Origin of the sequence: Streptomyces sp. cf386 (assembly GCF_900103585.1) — a bacterium.
Classification (GTDB): Bacteria; Actinomycetota; Actinomycetes; order Streptomycetales; family Streptomycetaceae; genus Streptomyces.
This window is the reverse complement of record NZ_FNHV01000004.1, coordinates 476,872-494,193: the sequence shown is the minus strand read 5'-3', so window position 1 is coordinate 494,193 and position 17,322 is coordinate 476,872. Positions and strand designations below refer to the sequence as shown.

15 protein-coding genes are annotated in these 17,322 nt (G+C 70.2%); 5 read left to right on the top strand and 10 right to left on the bottom strand.

The features are described 5' to 3' along the window. Positions 1-146 precede the first annotated feature (146 nt). The 4 genes from BLU79_RS13360 to BLU79_RS13345 are packed head-to-tail and all read right to left on the bottom strand — an operon-like array spanning position 147 to position 5,215. A complete protein-coding gene (locus tag BLU79_RS13360) occupies positions 147-1,379 on the bottom strand; it encodes an MDR family MFS transporter (RefSeq protein WP_093905919.1) in 1,233 nt (410 codons plus the stop codon). Beyond that, entirely contained in the window at positions 1,376-3,172 is a 1,797-nt protein-coding gene (locus tag BLU79_RS13355; protein ID WP_093905918.1) for an ABC transporter permease subunit, read from the bottom strand. Before BLU79_RS13355 ends, BLU79_RS13360 begins: the two co-directional genes overlap by 4 nt. A gap of 3 nt (positions 3,173-3,175) precedes the next feature. Then, positions 3,176-4,675 (bottom strand): ABC transporter substrate-binding protein, encoded by a 1,500-nt coding sequence (locus BLU79_RS13350; RefSeq protein WP_093905917.1) that lies wholly within the window; start codon positions 4,673-4,675, stop codon positions 3,176-3,178. 3 nt (positions 4,676-4,678) lie between these two features. Continuing rightward, positions 4,679-5,215, bottom strand: coding sequence for a GNAT family N-acetyltransferase (locus tag BLU79_RS13345; protein WP_093905916.1), 537 nt, complete (start codon positions 5,213-5,215; stop codon positions 4,679-4,681). Positions 5,216-5,385: 170 nt separating this feature from the next. Here BLU79_RS13345 and BLU79_RS13340 point away from each other — a divergent pair, with 170 nt between their 5' ends. Together BLU79_RS13340 and BLU79_RS13335 are read left to right on the top strand one after the other, a co-directional pair. After that, on the top strand, positions 5,386-6,333 hold the full coding sequence (locus tag BLU79_RS13340) for an ATP-binding protein (RefSeq protein WP_093906044.1): 948 nt from the start codon (positions 5,386-5,388) through the stop codon (positions 6,331-6,333). Positions 6,334-6,395: 62 nt separating this feature from the next. After that, complete coding sequence (locus BLU79_RS13335) at positions 6,396-6,788, top strand: SCO5389 family protein (RefSeq protein WP_093905915.1); 393 nt, start codon at positions 6,396-6,398, stop codon at positions 6,786-6,788. Positions 6,789-6,816: 28 nt separating this feature from the next. On the opposite strand, the gene BLU79_RS48980 is transcribed toward BLU79_RS13335, so the two are convergent. Then, a complete protein-coding gene (locus BLU79_RS48980) occupies positions 6,817-7,050 on the bottom strand; it encodes a hypothetical protein (protein ID WP_256333283.1) in 234 nt (77 codons plus the stop codon). Positions 7,051-7,760: 710 nt separating this feature from the next. On the opposite strand from BLU79_RS48980, the gene BLU79_RS13325 reads away from it, so the two are divergent. Further along, the gene (locus BLU79_RS13325) at positions 7,761-8,912 is read left to right on the top strand and encodes an EcsC family protein (RefSeq protein WP_093905914.1); all 1,152 of its coding nucleotides are present in this window, start codon (positions 7,761-7,763) and stop codon (positions 8,910-8,912) included. Positions 8,913-8,964: 52 nt separating this feature from the next. Here the strand turns inward: BLU79_RS13325 and BLU79_RS48975 are convergent, their stop codons facing one another. Continuing rightward, positions 8,965-9,087, bottom strand: coding sequence for a DUF397 domain-containing protein (locus BLU79_RS48975; RefSeq protein ID WP_371131861.1), 123 nt, complete (start codon positions 9,085-9,087; stop codon positions 8,965-8,967). Positions 9,088-9,229: 142 nt separating this feature from the next. Between BLU79_RS48975 and BLU79_RS13315 the strand changes: the two genes are divergently transcribed. Together BLU79_RS13315 and BLU79_RS13310 are read left to right on the top strand one after the other, a co-directional pair. Further along, a complete protein-coding gene (locus BLU79_RS13315; RefSeq protein WP_093905913.1) occupies positions 9,230-11,335 on the top strand; it encodes an AAA family ATPase in 2,106 nt (701 codons plus the stop codon). Beyond that, positions 11,328-12,572 carry an McrC family protein gene (locus BLU79_RS13310; protein WP_093905912.1) on the top strand — a complete coding sequence of 415 codons (1,245 nt, stop codon included), beginning with the start codon at positions 11,328-11,330 and terminating at the stop codon, positions 12,570-12,572. Before BLU79_RS13315 ends, BLU79_RS13310 begins: the two co-directional genes overlap by 8 nt. A gap of 90 nt (positions 12,573-12,662) precedes the next feature. Here the strand turns inward: BLU79_RS13310 and BLU79_RS13305 are convergent, their stop codons facing one another. Genes BLU79_RS13305 through BLU79_RS13290 form a run of 4 tightly spaced genes read right to left on the bottom strand, consistent with a single transcriptional unit; the run spans position 12,663 to position 17,245 of the window. After that, positions 12,663-14,021 (bottom strand): GH1 family beta-glucosidase, encoded by a 1,359-nt coding sequence (locus BLU79_RS13305; protein ID WP_093905911.1) that lies wholly within the window; start codon positions 14,019-14,021, stop codon positions 12,663-12,665. 29 nt (positions 14,022-14,050) lie between these two features. After that, positions 14,051-14,890 (bottom strand): carbohydrate ABC transporter permease, encoded by an 840-nt coding sequence (locus BLU79_RS13300; protein WP_093905910.1) that lies wholly within the window; start codon positions 14,888-14,890, stop codon positions 14,051-14,053. A 43-nt stretch (positions 14,891-14,933) separates the two neighbouring features. Next, entirely contained in the window at positions 14,934-15,923 is a 990-nt protein-coding gene (locus BLU79_RS13295; RefSeq protein ID WP_093906042.1) for a carbohydrate ABC transporter permease, read from the bottom strand. A 5-nt stretch (positions 15,924-15,928) separates the two neighbouring features. Further along, positions 15,929-17,245, bottom strand: coding sequence for an ABC transporter substrate-binding protein (locus BLU79_RS13290; RefSeq protein ID WP_093905909.1), 1,317 nt, complete (start codon positions 17,243-17,245; stop codon positions 15,929-15,931). Positions 17,246-17,322 lie beyond the last annotated feature (77 nt).

Sequence of the window (17,322 nt, the reverse complement as noted above, 5' to 3'; positions counted from 1 at the left end):
GGTGGGCGCAGCGGCACCCCGCCAGCGCGGGTGAGCGGCCTCACCCAGCCTCGCCCCTTGATGCCGGGCAAGCCACAAGTCGGGGGAGCAGGCGGCTGGTCTCAGGAACGGGGCGCGGATGCGGCGCCGTTGAGGGGTGCGCCGTCTTATCTGCGCGGCAGCAAGGCGATCGCCGCGAGTGGTACGGCCGCCAGCACCAGCCACGGCACGGCGGCGGGGAGGCCGGTGTCCAGGAGGGTGCCCATGGCTGAGCTGCCGAGGAGGACGATGAGGCCGGAGACCGAGGACAACGCGCCGGTGTAGAGGCCGAGTCGGCCCTCCTCGGCGAGGTCGGGGACCCAGGCGCGGGCGACCGGTGCGACGAGCATCTGGCCGAGGGTGAGCAGGACGACGAAACCGGCCGCGGGCAACAGACCTGCCGTTCCGGTCCGCTCGGCGGGCCGTGCCGCGGCCACGACCGCGAATCCCGCCGAGATCAGCAGCAGTCCGGCCACCATGGACCGGCGCAGCGTGAGCCGCTCCCCCACCCAGCGGGTGACGGGCAGCTGAGCGACCACCACCAGCAGCGAGGACAGCGCGAACAGCCACGCCAACGCCGTCTGGGAGCCCGTCGCGCGCTCGACCTCGTCGGGGAGGGCGAGGTAGAGCTGGTTGTAGGCGAGCAGATAGGCACCGTACGCACAGCACAGCGCGAGGAAGCGGCGGTTGCGCAGCAGCTTCCCCATGCCGCCGCGGAACCGCACTCCCCCGCGCCCGGGTATGTGCTGCGGCAGCAGCCAGGCGTGCCCGGCGAGGACGAGGACGAAGATTCCGGCGCCGGCGAGGCAGACCGTGCGGAAGTCCACCGACAGCAGCAGCGCGCCCAGCAGCGGCCCGACGAACGCACCCGCCTGTCCGGCCACGGTCAGCAGCGCGAGGATGCGGGTGCGCGAGCCGCCGCCCGACTCCTCCCACACCACGGCCTGTCGGGCCACCTCGGACTCCACGGCGGGCGAGAACAGCGCGGCGGCGAATCCGATGAGCAGCACCGCGCCGATGACCGCCCATGTCTGATGCGCGTACCCGAGCCAGGCGAATCCGGCGATCCGCAGCACGCATCCTGTGAGGACGACCGGGCGGATCCCGTAACGGTCGGACAGCGCGCCACCGACGACGAACAGACCCTGCTGGCTGAAGGTCCGCAGCCCCAGCACGAAGCCGACCAGCCACCCCGCCATGCCGACGGCCTGTCCCAGGTGCTCGGCCAGGAAGGGCAGGACGGCGAAGAAGCCGATGTTGAAGGCGAGTTGGGTGAGGATGAGAAGCCGGAGGAGGGGGGAGAGGCGGGGTCGGTCCTGAGCTGCCTTGCGGAAACGGGAGGTGAGTGTCAGACGCGTCATCGGGTGGCCACCAACTCCCTTGTGTCCGACGGCCGTTCGGGCAGCGGCTCGATGGGGTCCGCCTTACGGCTACGGCGTCGCCCGCGCCCTACCCCTCCGGCCGCCGTCACCGCCAGCGCGCCCAGCAGGGCGAGTACGGCGGCGGGGGCGAGGACCGCCCAGGGGGCGCGCTCGGCGTAGGGCTGGTTCTCGGCGAGGAGCAGGCCCCACTCCGGGGAGGGCGGCTGGGCGCCCAGGCCGAGGAAGGCCAGCGAGGCGAGCGCGAGGGCGATGCCGGGCAGGCGGAGCAGGGCGTGGCGGGTGACGGGCGGGACGACGGCGGGGAGGAGTTCGTGGCGCAGGAGGTACCAGGGGCCGGCGCCCAGGGCGCGGGTGGCGGTCAGGTGGAGTGCGGCGCGTTCCTGCCTGAGCAGGGCGGAGGTGTGGGCGGCCAGCGGTGCCCAGGCTACGGCGGCCACGGCGAGCGCGGGCGTGGCGGTTCCGCTGCCGACGACCGCGGTGACAAGGAGGGCGACGAGGACCGGCGGCAGCGCGGTGACGGTGTCGACGAGCGGGCCGGACAGCCGGGGCAGCAGGCCCAGCGCCAGTCCGGTGAGCACGGTGGCCGCGGTGATCGCGACGGCGAGCAGCAGGGTGTCGAGGGCGCCGTGGCCGACGCGGGCGAGGACGTCCCGGCCTAGGGCGTCGGTGCCGAACGGGTGCGCCCAGGACGGGGAGGTGAGTCGCTCGGTGGTGTCGAGGGCCAGCGGGTCGCGGGGCAGGCCGAGGGCGATGACTCCGACGAGCAGGCCGCCGTACAAGAAAGGCAGGAACCTGCGGGCGGGTGGTGTCGGGCGGTGCAGGGACGGCAGGGCGCCGTCGCGCAGGGCCGGGCCGATCAGGAGGCGGGCGAGCAGGTGGGCGAGTCCGGCGGCGGCCGCGGCGAGCAGGACGAGGGCGAGTGTGCCGGCCTGGAGGACGGGCAGGTCCTGGGCGAGGGCTGCCTGGAGGGTGGTGCGGCCGAGGCCGGGGATGTCGAAGATCTGCTCGACGGTGACCGCTCCGCCGGTCAGTCCGACGACGAACAGGCCGGTGTTGGGCAGCAGTCCGGGCAGACAGCGGCGCAGGGCCTGGCGGGCGACCGTACGGCCGGGCAGTCCGCGTGCGGTGGCGGCCAGTGCCCAGGGCTCGGCGAAGGCGCCGGGGAGGAGGTCGTCGAGGAGGCGGCCGAGGACGGCCCCGGCGGGGAGGCCCAGGGCGAGGGCGGGCAGGAGCGTCCACTGGGGGCCGTACCAGCCGAGGGCGGGCAGCCAGCCGAGCTGTACGCCGACGACGGTGGCGAGGACGGACGCGGTGAGGAACTCGGGCAGCGCGGCGAGAACGGCGGAGCCGCTGCCTCCCGCCCGTCGTTCGCCGAGGCGCCGTTGGGCACCGAGCCACAGGGTGCGCGCGCAGATAAGTGCGGCGGTTACGGTGGCGACCGCGAGGGCCACCACCATGAGCAGCAGGGAGACACCCAGGGCATGGAGCACGGCGGGCGTGACCTCGCTGCCGGAGATCCATGACCGGCCGGTGTCCCCGCGCCACAGCCCGCCCAGCCACTCACCGAGCAGATGCGACGGGCCCGCGTCCAGGCCGAGCTGGGCGCGGATGTCCGCCAGCACCTCGGGCGTGGGGTCGCGGTCCGCCGAACGGGCCTTGAGCACGGTGAGCGCCGGGTCGGTGTGCGTCAGCCAGGGCAGAACGCCGATGGCACACACCAGGGCGGCCGCGATCCCCGCACGCCAAAGGAGCGTGACTGCCTGGCTCCGCATGGATCAGCGCCGGGTGCCGATGCCGACGAGGGTGCGCTCGTACGGGTCGAGGAGCGCACCGGTGACGGAGGTCGCGACGCCGGTGATGATGCGCTGGTGGATCAGCGGTACGACGGCGTCCGTGCCGAGGATCCGCGCCTCGGCCGCCATGACCGCGTCCTGCCGCTTGTCGGTGTCGGCGATGTCCGCGGCCTCGACCACGGCGCGGTCGACGTCCTTGTCGCACAGCAGCGCCAGGTTGTAGCTGCCGTCGCAGGTGAAGTCACTGGCGAGGACGCCGACGGGGTCGCCGGTGTCGACGAGGCTGTTGCGGGCGCCGACGAAGGCGTCGAACTTCCCGGCGAGCGCGTCGCTCTCCAGCCGCGAGTACTCGCGCACCTCCAGCGTGACCTCGAACCCGGCCTTCTCCAACTGCTGCTTCAGCACCTGGGCGACCTCCGGCAGTTCGGGCCGGTTGTCGTACGTGGCGAGGGTGATCCGCGTCCCGTCCGGCTTGCCCGCCCTCGCGCGCCCGACCGGCTCGGTCCGCTTGCCGGAGGCCCAGGTGACGGCGGGCCCGTAGATGCCGGCGCCGGGGTCGGCGTATCCCTCGTAGACGCCCTTGGCGAGCGCGGAGGTGTCGACGGCCTGGCGGGCGGCGGCCCGGAGCGCGGCGTCCTTGAAGGCGCCCTTCTCGGTGTTGAGGAGAAGGCTCGTGGTGCGGGTGGTGGCGGTCGCCTCGACGGTTTCCTTGTCGAGGGTGGCGGCCTGCGCGACGGGGATCGCCTCTGCGAGATCGACCTGGTCGGTGCGCAGGGCGCTGGCGCGGGCGGTGCCGTCGGCGACGAACTTCACGTCGATGCCGGTGGCCTGGGCACGGCCACCCCAGTAGTCGTCGTAGCGGTCGAGGGTGGCCGCGGTGGTGCCCATGACCTTGGTGAGTTGGAAGGGCCCGGTGGCGGTGCCGACCGGGTCGACGCCCTGGGCGTCCGCCTTGCCGTACGCCTTGGCGGCGAGGACGGCGAGGGACGGGCTGGACAGGCGCAGCGGCAGGATCGGGTCGGGGTCCCCGGTGGTGATCCGTACACCGTTGTCGCCGTCGGCCTTGGCGGTGAGGGTGACGCCGGAGAGGGCGGCCGGGGCGGGCTTGGCCCGTGTGGCGTGGGTGAGGGCGGCGACGACCGCGGCCGGGGTGACCTTGGAGCCGTCCTGGAAGGTGGCCTCGCGCAGGGTGAACAGCCAGGTGCGGTCGTCCTGCTGGCGCCAGGAGGCGGCTAGGGCGGGGGCGGCGGCGCCGTTGGCGTCCAGCGCGGTCAGGCCCTCGGTGACGCCGAGGCGGCTGAGGATGGTGGCGTCGGCGCCGTACGGCGAGAGTTTCTCGGCGGGCGGGAAGGCGAGGGCGACGCGGAGGCGGGAGCCGTCCTGGGCGTCGCCCGCCGCGTCGGAGCCGCCGCCGGAGGCGAAGCAGCCGGCCAGCACGGGGGCCAGTACGAGGGCGAGGAGCGGGCGGAGTCGGCGTCGCACGGTCTATCGCTCCATGGGTATCTCGAAGTGGACGACGCCGTTGCCGCCGCCGATGTCCTCGCGTTCGTCGTGCACGACCTTGCCGAGCGAGCGCCAGAAGCCCTCGGCGCCGGGCACCTTCGGGTCGGTGTGCAGATAGACGGCTCGGTAGCCGCCGTCCGCCCCGGCGAAGCCGAGCAGCTCGGCGACGAGCCGCCGCGCGAGGCCGCGCCGACGGTGCTCGGCGCGCACATAGACGCGGCGCAGCTGTGCGGTTTCGCCGGAGGGGTAACGCTCGGCGAGGTCGCGCGGGTTCGGCGGGTGGGCCGGACCGCGGGAGTCCAGGGCGGCGGTGGCAACGACACCGTTGTCGCGCGGGTCGATCGCGACCAGGAGGGTGTGGCGGGGCGGCGCGAGGTAGGCGGCGGCCGGGTCGATGATGTCCGCGTGCCAGCGGGGCACATAGCCGGTGCCGAAGTCGTGGTAGACGGTGTCGAGCATCAGGGCTCGCGCACCGTCGAGGTCGTCCGGGCTGGCCGCCCTGATGCTGTAGTCATGCACTTGCACATCATAGGCATCAAGCACGAAAGGGCTTTCCGCCCACCCCTCCCCGCCATCCAATCCCCTTACGGCTCAAGCGATTTGACAGTGATCGAAGATCGCCTCCAACCTTGCCACATGACATCCATTTTCAAAAAGGATACTCTGATGGCGAAGTCGGGGTGCCGCTGATGCGCATCGCGTTCGTCGGCAAGGGCGGCAGCGGCAAGACGACCTTGTCCGCGCTCTTCTCCCGCCACCTGGCGCACTCCGGCGCACCCGTCCTGGCCATCGACGGCGACATCAACCAGCACCTCGCCGAAGCACTGGGCCACGACGGCGACGCCTTGGCCGCCCCACCGCTCGGCTCCGCCCTGCGGGACATCAAGGAGTTCCTGCGCGGCACCAACCCGCGCATCCCCTCCGCCGACGCCATGATCAAGACCACGCCGCCCGGCCGCGGCTCCCGCCTCCTCCGTCCCCTCGGCGACGACGAGCTGCACGCGCGGCACGTCCGGCGCGTGGGGGACGTGCCGCTGATGGTGACGGGCGAGTTCGACGAGAGCGACCTCGGGGTGGCGTGCTACCACTCCAAGCTCGGCGGGGTCGAGCTCTACCTCGGCCACCTGGTCGACGGCCCCGGCGAGTACGTGGTCGTCGACATGACGGCGGGCGCGGACGCCTTCGCGTCGGGCCTGTTCACCCGCTTCGACATGACGTTCCTGGTGGCGGAGCCCACCCGCAAGGGTGTCTCGGTGTACCGCCAGTACCGCGACCACGCGCGGGAGTTCGGCATCCGCATCGCGGTCATCGGCAACAAGGTGACGGGCGAGGACGACCTGCTCTTCCTCAAGGGGGAGGTCGGCGACGACCTCCTCACCCACCTGGTCCACTCCCCCTGGGTCCGCGCGGCCGAACAGGGCCGGGAGCAGGGCGAGTTGGAGTCCCACAACGTCCACGCCCTGAACATCCTGCGCGAGGCGGTCGACGCCTGCCCCAAGGACTGGCCCACGACCCACGGCCACGCGGTCGAGTTCCACCTGCGCAACGCGCGCGCGTGGGGGGACGACAGGACGGGGCAGGATCTGGCCGCGCAGGTGGACCCGGAGTTCGTGCCGGGGCCGGCGGGACTGGCCTGACGACGACCGCCCCCACCCCATTACCACCCCTCCCCCCCGGAATAGGACAGGAACACACGCACATGTCTCTCGACGTCTCCCCGAAGCTCCTCGCCGAAGCCGAACACGGTGACATCCGCGAGGAGGACTTCGTGGACACCGTCCGTACCTCCCTGCCGTACGCCTACGACCTCATCGCCTCACTCGCCACCGAACTCCGCGAGGGCACGGCCGAGTTCACCGACAACCAGACCCCTCCCCCGTCCGAGCAGGAACGCGGCCAACTCCTGCGCGCCCTTGCCAGCGACGCGATCCGTGGCAGCCTGGAGCGCCACTTCGGCGTGACCCTCGCCTTCCAGAACTGCCATCGGGTGGCTGCGTTCCGGGCGGAGGCGCGGGATGGGGAGACGTATGCGCGGTTCACTTCTGTGCGGGCCCAGGTGTTGAATCAGTCGGCGGAGTTTCGGGACTGCTGAGCTGACCCCGCTGCCTTCTTTGATTCGGCTACTGGACGCCCGTCGCGTCGAGTAGCCGGATCAAGTCCGAGCGACCGTAGCCGAGCAGTGCGGCACGGTAGACGCCCATCAGCACCAACTGGGCCGCGATCTCCGCCCCGTATCCGTTCTTCGTGGCATCGAACCACTCGTGGACCTTCTCGATACCGAGGCCGCTCATCAGCACGCCGTGATCGCGCCGAACCTCGGAGACCGTGTCCGCCACCGCTTCCCACAGCGTCACCCCGGGCCGCTCGCACTTCAGGGCAAAGCATCCCCAGTCGACGGGCTCACACCCGGCAGGCGGCCTCTCACGCAGGCGCGCATACCGCGCGGCATCGAATCCTCCGCCGTCGAATGCTTCGTCCACCAGGGCGAATCGGTGGTATCCAGGCGGCACGGGAGGTGGCGGAGGGGTGTAATCCCAGCCCGCGTCCTCGTACAGGCGGCGCTTGAACCTCCTCCTCGTCCGCATCCGTCACGGTGAAGCCTGTGTCGAGGTTGCGACCGGTTACGGTGCCGTCCGGCCTACGCTGAAAAGACAGACCCATGTGTGCCCCAGTGTTGTGCGTTGGCGTGCAAATCCCTTCTCACCAGCCAGAACGACCGCGTACTCCCTCTCGTGCCCGCAGCCGGGAACATCACCCGATCGCGTGACCTTGCCCAACGGGGGTGCGTGGAGGCGGCATTGGACGATACTCAGGCATGCGGGACGGACACAGTCCTGAGGACGAGTACGGCTGGTCACATAGGCGGGGCATGGTGACCGCGGCACGTGCCGCACCAAGGAACTGATCGTCGCCGAGTACGACCGCATGGCCACCGCCGGCCTCACCCTGGAGAACCCGCTCGTCGAAGGCGAGACATACACCTCCACCCTCACCCCGCCCCCTCGGCCACGGCCCCCGCCACTCCGCCTGACAACTCGCCCCGCAGACAGGAGCGCCACGGACCATGAGCAACCCGCAGTACCCGCAGCAGCCCGATCAGCTGCCCTCGGACTACGAAGTAGACGCATGGCGTGCCGTCCAGCAGTTCAAGGGCCGCCCCCTGTCACGAGCGATGAGAAACGCCAGCGAGCAAGTGGCCGGCGGTGTCGCGGAACTCGGCAAGCGTGCCTCGAAGCAACTGGAGAACCACCCACGGGCGAAGTCGGCGCTCTCGCGGGGACAGGAAGTCGTCGCCAAGGGCGCTCAAAAGGTCGGCGCCGGGGCGCGCGGGGCCGCCGACCGCCTCCCGGACTGGAGCGGCACCGCCCTTCAGTCCGTACGGCAGACGGTGGGGCGGGCCTCGCGAGCGGGCCTGTCCTCCAAGCGCGTGGTGGCGCTCCACAAGAAGCGCGGGCACGATGTCGCGTCGCTGTCCGACCTGCGCCGCCTCGACCTCCAGCAGATCGACGCGGTCCGTGGACGGGCGGCGAGCCTGTATTACCCGGCCGCCGCGGCGCTCTCGGGAGCCAGTGCGGGGCTGGTGATCTCCGGAGGACAGCTCGCCATCGCCGCCTCCGCCGGTGCCGCGGCAGCACCTTCGGGGGGTGCGATCGCGGGCGCGTTCGTCGCCGACACCGCGGTCGTCCTCGGACTCGCGTCCCGTGCCGTCGGCCAGGTCTCGCTGTTCTACGGCTACGACCCCGAGGAGCCCGCCGAGAAGCTGTTCGTGATGTCGGTCGTCAACGTCGGGACGGCGAGTTCGGCAACCGCCAAGAACGCCGCGATGGCCGACATCTCGCGGCTCACCCAAGCGCTCTTCCGCGGCAAGACGTGGGAGGTCCTCAACGACGCGGTCGTCACCAAGGTCTCCCAGCAGTTCGCGAAGGCGTTCGGCTTCCGACTCACCAAGAAGGGGCTCGGCAAGGCCGTACCCGCGTTCGGGATCGTCGTGGGAAGCACCCTCAACTGGACCACTCTGGAGGGGATCGTCGACGCCGCCGAGGTGGCATACCGGCGGCGGTTCCTCCTGGAGAAGTATCCGCATCTCGCTGACGAAGAGACAGCCGGATCGTTTCCCGACACCAGCCCGGACGGCCCGGATGCCGCGGACGAAGCCGACGAGGAGATCAGCCTGCTCGCCGAGATAGCCGAGGCGGGCGGACCCGACCTCCACTGACCCGTTGCCCCGGCGGCGTACGCGATCACGCGACCGCCGGGACGAACACGGCTCAGGCCCGCGCCGCGAACGCCACGAACCGCGACCACTCCTCATGCCCGACCGTGAAAGGCGGGCGCATCACGCCCTTGGAGTCCCGTACATGGATGGCCTGTTCGATGACGGCGACCTCCACACGCAAGGCGGCTCCCCTCGACGAAGGCACGCTCCCCGAAACGACCGGCTCATCCAGAACCCGTACTGAGTCCGCAACCGAAGCCCGGCCGACCTCCCGGAGCCAAGGACGGAGACGTCGACCGTCCGCCATCATGATCCCCATGACCGAAACGGTGGATGTGTGGGCGGCCGCAGCCGAGTTCGACCGGGGCACCGTCTCAGAGGTCCAGGCCGCCATCGAGGACGAGCGCAAGCAGGTACTGGATCTGTTCCCCCTGGAGGAATGGGCTGCCCTGCCGCTGGAGCGCTACGCCCTGGGGCTGGACCCGTCCGGGTCGACGATGACGTACTGCCGGCTCATGGAGTTCGGCACCCTGCACCTCGGCAGCATCAGAGGCGGCAGCGCGGCGAAGCACATCATATACCGCCACAACTCCGGCGAGTGGCGCCTGGCGGCACCTCTGCGCGGGTTGGATCCGCAGGTTGCCTGGGAGCGTCTGCGGGAGCAGTTCACCCAGGCATTGCAGGCGGCGGCCTCGGGCGACTTCGACGCGGTGGATGACCTCGAAGTCCTGTGGTACGGACCGACGTTGGTGACCAAATCACTGGCGACGTATTTCCCCGAGCACTTCCTGCCCATCTTCGCGACCGAGCACCTGCGCAAGTTCCTCACCCTGCTGGGCGGCACGGCGGAGTCGGACTCCTCGGCCTGGCGCAGCAACCGCAAGCTCCTCGAACTCGTCCGGTCCCGGGAGGAGTTCGAGGGATGGAGCGGGTACGAGGTGATGCGCTTCCTCTACGGGAGCTTCAATCCCCGTTCTCAGCAGCGCGCCATCTGGAAGATCGCCCCGGGCGAGCGCGGCCGGCTGTGGGAGGAGTGCCGTGACGGCGGTTTCATCTGCGTGGGATGGGACGAACTCGGCGACCTGGGCCAGTACCAGAGCGACAGGGAGCTCAAGGACGCCCACGACCTGCGCTGGCCCCGTGGCAGCGGCGGCAGCCTCACCACCGCGCGCAGGCTGCTGGCCTTCCGGGACCTGGAGGCCGGCGACCGCATCGTGGCGAACCGCGGAGTCGACGAGGTCCTCGCCACCGGCACGGTCACCGGAGGGTACCGCTTCGCCCCCGAGCGCCCGGAATACTCGCATGTGGTTCCGGTGTCCTGGGACCTCTCCCACGCGCAGAAACTGTCGAAGCCGCAGCACGGCTGGCGGTCCACCTTCGCCAAGGTCTCCCCCTCCCTGTTCGCCCAGTTCACGGCCCACCGCCCGGACTCCACCGCACCCGCGTCGACCGCCCCGTCGTCCATCGACGAACAGCCCGCGCCGCCAGAGGAGGTGGAGGCCGTACTGGACGCCCTGAAGCGCAAGGGCCAGGTGATCCTGCACGGCCCGCCCGGCACCGGCAAGACCCGCCTAGCGCTCAGTACCGCCCTCGCCCTGGCCGGCCGCGCGGACGCGATCAACGCCGAGTCGGCGCAGCGTGAGGCTGCGCAGACCGAGGTCCTGAACGGTGACCGGGTCCACATGGTGACCTTCCATCCCTCTTACGGCTACGAGGACTTCGTGGAGGGCTTCAAACCGGACCTCAGCGCTACCGGCCCCGGCCTCACTCTCGCCCTCACCGACGGCCTGTTCCACACGCTGTGCAGCCGGGCGTCCGCCCACCCGGAACAGACATTCCTGCTGATCATCGACGAGATCAATCGGGGCGACCTGCCCCGCATCTTCGGCGAACTGATCACCCTCCTCGAACTCGACAAGCGCAGCCTGCCGCTCGCCCTGTCCGTCAGTGGGCGACGCTTCTCCGTGCCGCCGAACGTCCGCGTCATCGGGACGATGAACACGGCGGACCGCAGCATCAGCCACCTCGACGCCGCCGTACGCCGCCGCTTCGCCTTCCTGCCCGTCGGCCCGGACCCGGACGCCGTGTCCGGCACCATCGGCCCATTGGATCTGGCGGCGTTCTTCGAGTCCCTCAACACCCGCATCGCCGGCCATCTCGATGCCGATCACCAGATAGGGCACGCCTACCTGCTGCGTGACGGCGAGCCCATCGCAACCGAGGACGACCTCGCCGCCGCCTTCCACCACGAGGTGATCCCGCTCCTGGAGGACTACTGCCTCGGCCGCGCCGACCTGCTGCACCGCATCCTCGGCAGCCTGGTCGACGAGAAGACGGGACGCCCGGCGCTCATGTCCTCCCAGGACCTCGCCACCGCCCTGGCAAGCGAGTTCACCAGCGGCGATCCGGACCCCGATGCGTGACCACACCGAGATCCGCCTCGGCGAATACGCCTCCGGGCGACTCGACTGGGAACAGCTCACTCCACGAGACGTCGACCGTCTGCGGGCTCTCCAGGCACGCGGCCGCCTCACCCTGGACGCGGACCGATCCGGGTGGCGGCTCAAGGCCGACGCGACCGTCGGGGTCCTGGTCCTGGACCGCGTCCGGCTCGTAGTCGAGCCCAAGTTCGCCATCCCGGGCGAGCGGCTCATCAGCTGGCTCGCCTACGCTCTGAACGCCCCCGCGCCTGTCCCGGCGACGTCACGACGCTGGGCCACCGCCCCCGACGGCTATGCCGACCTGGTGGCCGCGGCCCTGCTGGAACAGTGCGAGAAACTGGTGCGAGACGGGCTGCGACGTGACTACGTACGGCGCCAGAGCCTCGAACCGGTGCTCCGGGGGCGCCTGGACTTCGCGGCCCAGGCCACCCGCCGTTACGGGCAGCTCGACCAACTGCACATACGCGCCTTCGACCGGGAGACCGACATCTGGGACAACCGTGTCCTGGGCACCGCTGTGCGGGCGGCGATCCCCCTCACCACCCACTCCGACCTCGCCCGCGACCTGCACGGAATCGCCGGAGTCTTTCCGCACGACACCACCCCGGACGCGGCCCTCCGCGCCCTGGACCGCATCCAGTACACCCGCCTGAACTCCCGCTACCGCCCAGCCCACACCTGGGCCCGGTTGCTGCTGCGGGGAGGAGGGATCACCGACCTCCTCACCGACAACGGCATCACGGCGGAGGGCCTCCTGCTGCCCATGCCGGACCTCTGGGAAGCCGTCGTACGACGTCTCGCTGCCCAGGCACTCGCCCCTTACGGCGGACACGCTGTCCCCAGCAGCGGTGAGAACGGAATCACCGTCCGCGGAGACCTCGGCAACGCCTCGAACTTCCGGCCCGATGTCCTTCTCAGCCTGCCCGGAACCGGCACGGGGCAGCGCAGGCTGCTGCCGGTGGACGCCAAGTACAAGCGCTATGACCGTCACGGTGTGAGCGCCGCCGACGTCCACCAACTCCTCACCTACAGCGTCGGCTACACCCCTGCCGGGGCACCTTCCTCGGTGATCGTCCATCCCCAGATCGGCGGGCACGCCCACCGCGTTCTGCGCATCGATGGCCCACGGGACGGCCTCGGCGAGATCCACGTCCTCGGCGTCGACACCCAGGTGCCTCCCGAGCAGGCGGCAGATTGGATCGGCACAACACTGCGCTGACACCGCCCTCCGGAACCTCAGTGCTCGCTCCCCTTCCGCTTGCCCGTGCGGATCGGACGCAGCGCGAGCTGTCCGCCTCGACTCCGACTGTCAGGCCGCGCGCTCGTCCCGTGCCCCGTGCGCGCGAATGATGTCCGCGTACCGATGCCCGGAGCCCTTGATCGTGCGGACCTGCGTGCCGTAGTCGACATGCACCAGCCCGAACCGCTTCTCGTAGCCATACGCCCACTCGAAGTTGTCCAGCAACGACCAAGCGAAGTACCCGGCCAACGGAGCACCCTTCCGCGCAGCGGACGCGCAGGCGGCCAGGTGCCGGACCAGGTAGTCCTGCCGCTCGGGATCGTCAATCGTGCCGTCGGGGCGTACGACGTCCCGGTAGGCGGAGCCGTTCTCGGTGACGTACAGCTTGCGGGCGCCGTACTCCTCGGTCAGGCGGAGGAGGAGGGTCTCGATGCCGTTCGCGTCGACCTCCCAGTCCATGCCGGTGCGCGGGACGTCGGGGCGGCGGATGGCGCGGGCGTGTGGGGCGGGGCCCGTGGGGTCGTCGGCGACGGTTGTCGGGAAGTAGTAGTTCAGGCCCAGCCAGTCGAGGGGGGCGGCGATCGACTCCAAGTCGCCTGCGTGTTCCGGGAGTTCGACTCCGTACAGCTCGCGCATGTCCGTCGGGAAGCCGCGGCCGTGCACCGGGTCCAGCCACCAGCGGTTGGTGTGGCCGTCCATACGGCGGGCGGCGGCGAGGTCCTCGGGGCGGTCGCTCGCCGGGTGGACGGTGGAGAGGTTGGTGACGATGCCCACCTCGGCGTCCGTGACGGCCGCGCGGATGGCCTGCGTGGCGAGACCGTGGCCCAGGAGGAGGTGGTAGGAGGCCCGGACCGCCGCCGTGAGGTCCGTCAGGCCGGGGGCCATCTTGCCTTCCAGGTGGCCGATCCACGCCGAGCACAGCGGCTCGTTGAGGGTCGCCCAGTGGGTGACGCGGTCGCCGAGGCGTTCGGCGACGACGGAGGCGTACGCCGCGAAGTGCTCGGCGGTCGCCCGCTCGGGCCAGCCGCCCCGGTCCTGGAGCGTCTGCGGCAGGTCCCAGTGGTAGAGGGTGACGGACGGGGTGATGCCCGCCGCCAGCAGGCCGTCGACCAACTCGTCGTAGAAGGCTAGGCCCTTGGGGTTCACCGGGCCGTTGCCGTCCGGGACGACGCGCGGCCACGCGATCGACAACCGGTAGGCGTTCGTGCCCAGTCGGCGCATCAGCGCGATGTCCTCGCGCCAGCGGTGGTAGTGGTCGCAGGCGACGTCACCGTGGTCGTCGCCGTCGATCTTGCCGGGCGTGTGCGCGAAGGTGTCCCAGATCGACGGGGAACGGCCGTCCTCCGCCACGGCTCCCTCGATCTGGTACGCCGATGTGGCCGTGCCCCACAGGAAGTCGTGCGGGAGGGCGGCGAGGTCGATGGTCACTGAAGTCCCTTCGCGGACGGGAGAGTCGGTCACTTGACGGCCCCGGCCGTCAGGCCGGCGACCAGGTAGCGCTGGAGGAGGAGGAAACCGGCCACCACGGGCACGCTGACGACCAGCGAGGCGGCCATGATCTGGTTCCAGTACACGTCGTTGAGCGTGGAGTAGCCCTGGAGGCCGACGGCGAGGGTGCGCGTGGCGTCGTTGGTCATCACCGACGCGAACAGCACCTCGCCCCAGGCGGTCATGAAGGCGTAGACGGCGACCGCGATGATGCCGGGTATCGCGGCCGGCACGACCACCCGGAACAGCGCGCCGAGCGGGCCGCAGCCGTCGACCAGCGCGGCTTCGTCCAGGTCGCGCGGCACCGAGTCGAAGTACCCGATCAGCATCCAGATCGAGAACGGGAGGGAGAAGGTCAGGTACGTCAGGATGAGGCCGCCGCGCGAGCCGAACAGGGCGATGCCGGTGGCGTTGCCGATGTTGACGTAGATGAGGAACAGCGGGAGGAGGAAGAGGATGCCCGGGAACATCTGCGTGGACAGGACGGTGACCGTGAAGACGCGCTTGCCTCGGAAGGAGTACCTGCTGACGGCGTAGGCGGCGAACACCGCGATCACCACCGAGCAGACCGTCGCCGCGCCCGCCACGATCAGCGAGTTCACGAAGTACCTGGCGAGCGGCACCGTCGACCAGATGTCGATGTACGGGCGGATGGTGAGGCTGCTGGGCAACCAGCGGAACTTCCCCGTGACGTCCGCGAGCGGCTTCAGCGAGCTGGAGACCATGACGTAGACGGGGACCAGCACGAAGCCGGTGAGCAGGGTGAGGAAGATCCGCCGGGACCAGAGGAAGGAACGCGGCGGAGCCATGGGGGACCTGGACCTGAGCGTCGGGGAGCCGGACTTCGGGGAGCTAGACATCGGCGGTCCTCCGTCCGCGCGAGGTGAGCCAGAGGTATACGCCCGTCACGAGGAGCAGGAAGAGCAGCAGTAGTACGGACATCGCCGATCCCGTGCCGAAGTTCCAGGTGACGAACGACGCCTGGTAGATGTGCACCGAGATGAGGTCCGCGGCCTCGGGAGCCGTTTTGCCGAACAGGACGTACGGCGTGTTGAAGTCGTTGAACGTCCACAGGAACAGCACCAGGACCAGGACCTGGTTGACGGGGCGCAAGGACGGCAGCGTGATGCGGCGGAGCTGCTGCCACATGCCCGCGCCGTCCAGGGCCGCCGCCTCGTACAGCTCCCTCGGGATGTTCTGGAGCCCGGCCATGACGATGAGGAAGGCGAACGGCCAGCCCTTCCACACCGACACCGTCAGCAGCGCGACGAAGCTGTTGTCGCCGATCAGCCAGAAGGAGGGCTTGTCGGTGAGGCCGAGCTGATCGTGCAGGACGTGGTTCACCAGGCCGTTGTCGTGCTGGAACATGAACACCCAGGTGATGACGGCCGTGTACACCGGCAGTGCGTACGGCACCAGGAACAGGGCGCGGAGCAGGCCCCGGCCGCGGAAGGTGTCCTGCAGGTAGATCGCCGCGGCCGTGCCGATCAGCCAGCACAGGCCGACCGAGAGCAGCGTGAAGGCGAGGGTGACCAGGAACGAGTGGAGGAGCGCCTCGCCCACGGGGGCGTTGACGTCCACCGACATCCTGTAGTTGTCGAGGGCGTTCCAGGGCGCGGTGGTCCAGTCGCGGATGTAGAACTGCGTGAGCTCCTTGAAGCTCATCACGATGCCGATGACCATCGGCACCAGGTGGACCAGGAGTTCGAGGAGCAGGGCGGGCAGGAGCAGCAGATACGGCAGTCCGATGCGGCGGATCCGTCCGGGACGGCGGCGGGGGCCGTCCGCCGTCCCGGGGGAGCTTTGACGCGCTGCGGTCTCTGCGGGGACCGTGGACGTCATCGTGCTCACTTCGTCGGCATCTGCTGCTGGGCCTTCTCCAGGGCGGCCTGCACCGAGTCCTCCGTCACCGGGCGTCCGGCGGCCGCGTCGGCGAACAGTTCCTTGATGGCCGTACCGACCGCCGTCTCGAACTGGGACTCGTCGGCGACCTGGGGTGCCGCGACGGCGCTCCCCGAGAGGGTGTCCTTGAGGACCGTGTTCGCCGCCGTGTTGAAGGCCTGGTCCGACTGCGCACCCTTGACCGGAGGGATTGAGCTGTAGGCCTCGTTGAGGGTCTTCTGCTCCGCATCGCTCGTCATGAACTTCACGAACTTCGTGGCACCGTCGAGGTTGTCGGTGTTCTTGAAGACGGCCAGGTTGATGCCCATGACCATGGAGTTGACGCCGGTGCCGGAGCCGGGGGTGCCGGACTGCACGGGCACGGGGGCGATCCCGTAGGCGTCCTCGCTCATGCCCTGGGACTTGAGGTTGGCGGACGCGGACTGCCAGAGCAGCATCGCCGTCTTGCCCTTGGCGAAGTCGCTGACGGACTGGTTCTGGGCGTACTCGGCATTGCCGGGGGCGATGATCTTGTCCTTGGCCATCAGGTCGACGAACTGCTTGACGCCCGCGACCGCTCCGCCGGAGGTGAAGTCGGGTTTGCCGTCGGCGGTGAAGAAGTCGGCACCGTGCTGCTTGGCGAAGACAACGGCGTGGTGGATGTTCTCCGACGGGTTCGAACCCTCCGTCCCCAGGCCCCACTTGCCGTCCTGCGACAGCTCCTTACCGGCGGCTATGAGTTCGTCCCAGGTGGCCGGTGGCTTTTCGATCCCCGCGTCGGCGAACTTCTCCTTGTTGTAGTAGAGCGCGTACGCCATCGAGTACAGCGGCACCGCGGCCGGGTCCTGGCCCTGCGCACCGGTCGATCCGAGCGCCGAATCGACGAACCGGTCCTTGCCGCCGATCTTGCCGAAGTTCTCGGCGTCCCAGGGCAGCAGGGCTCCCGTGGCCTGGAGGGAGGCGCTCCAGGTGTTGCCGATGTTGAGGACGTCGGGGCCCTGGCCCGAGGTGGTCGCGGTGAGGATCCGGTTGAGCAGGTCCGACCAGGGCACGACCTCCAGCTTCACCTCGATGCCGGTCTGCTTCTCGAACTTGTCGAGTTCGGGCTGGAGGACCTTCTTGTCGACCTCGATGCTGGCGCCCTGGTTGGACGCCCAGTAGGTGAGGGTCTTCGGCGAGTCGTCGGGCCCGCCGCCCGTCGGCGTACCGCCACCGCAGGCCGAGGCGGCCAGGGCGAGGGACAGGGTGACGGCGCCTACGGCCGCGGCTCGGATGCTGCGCATGCTCCTGGTGGCCCTTCCGGGAAGTGCGTCACTACTTAATTTAGAGCGTGAGTTAAGCCTCAGGGGGCGGATGCGTC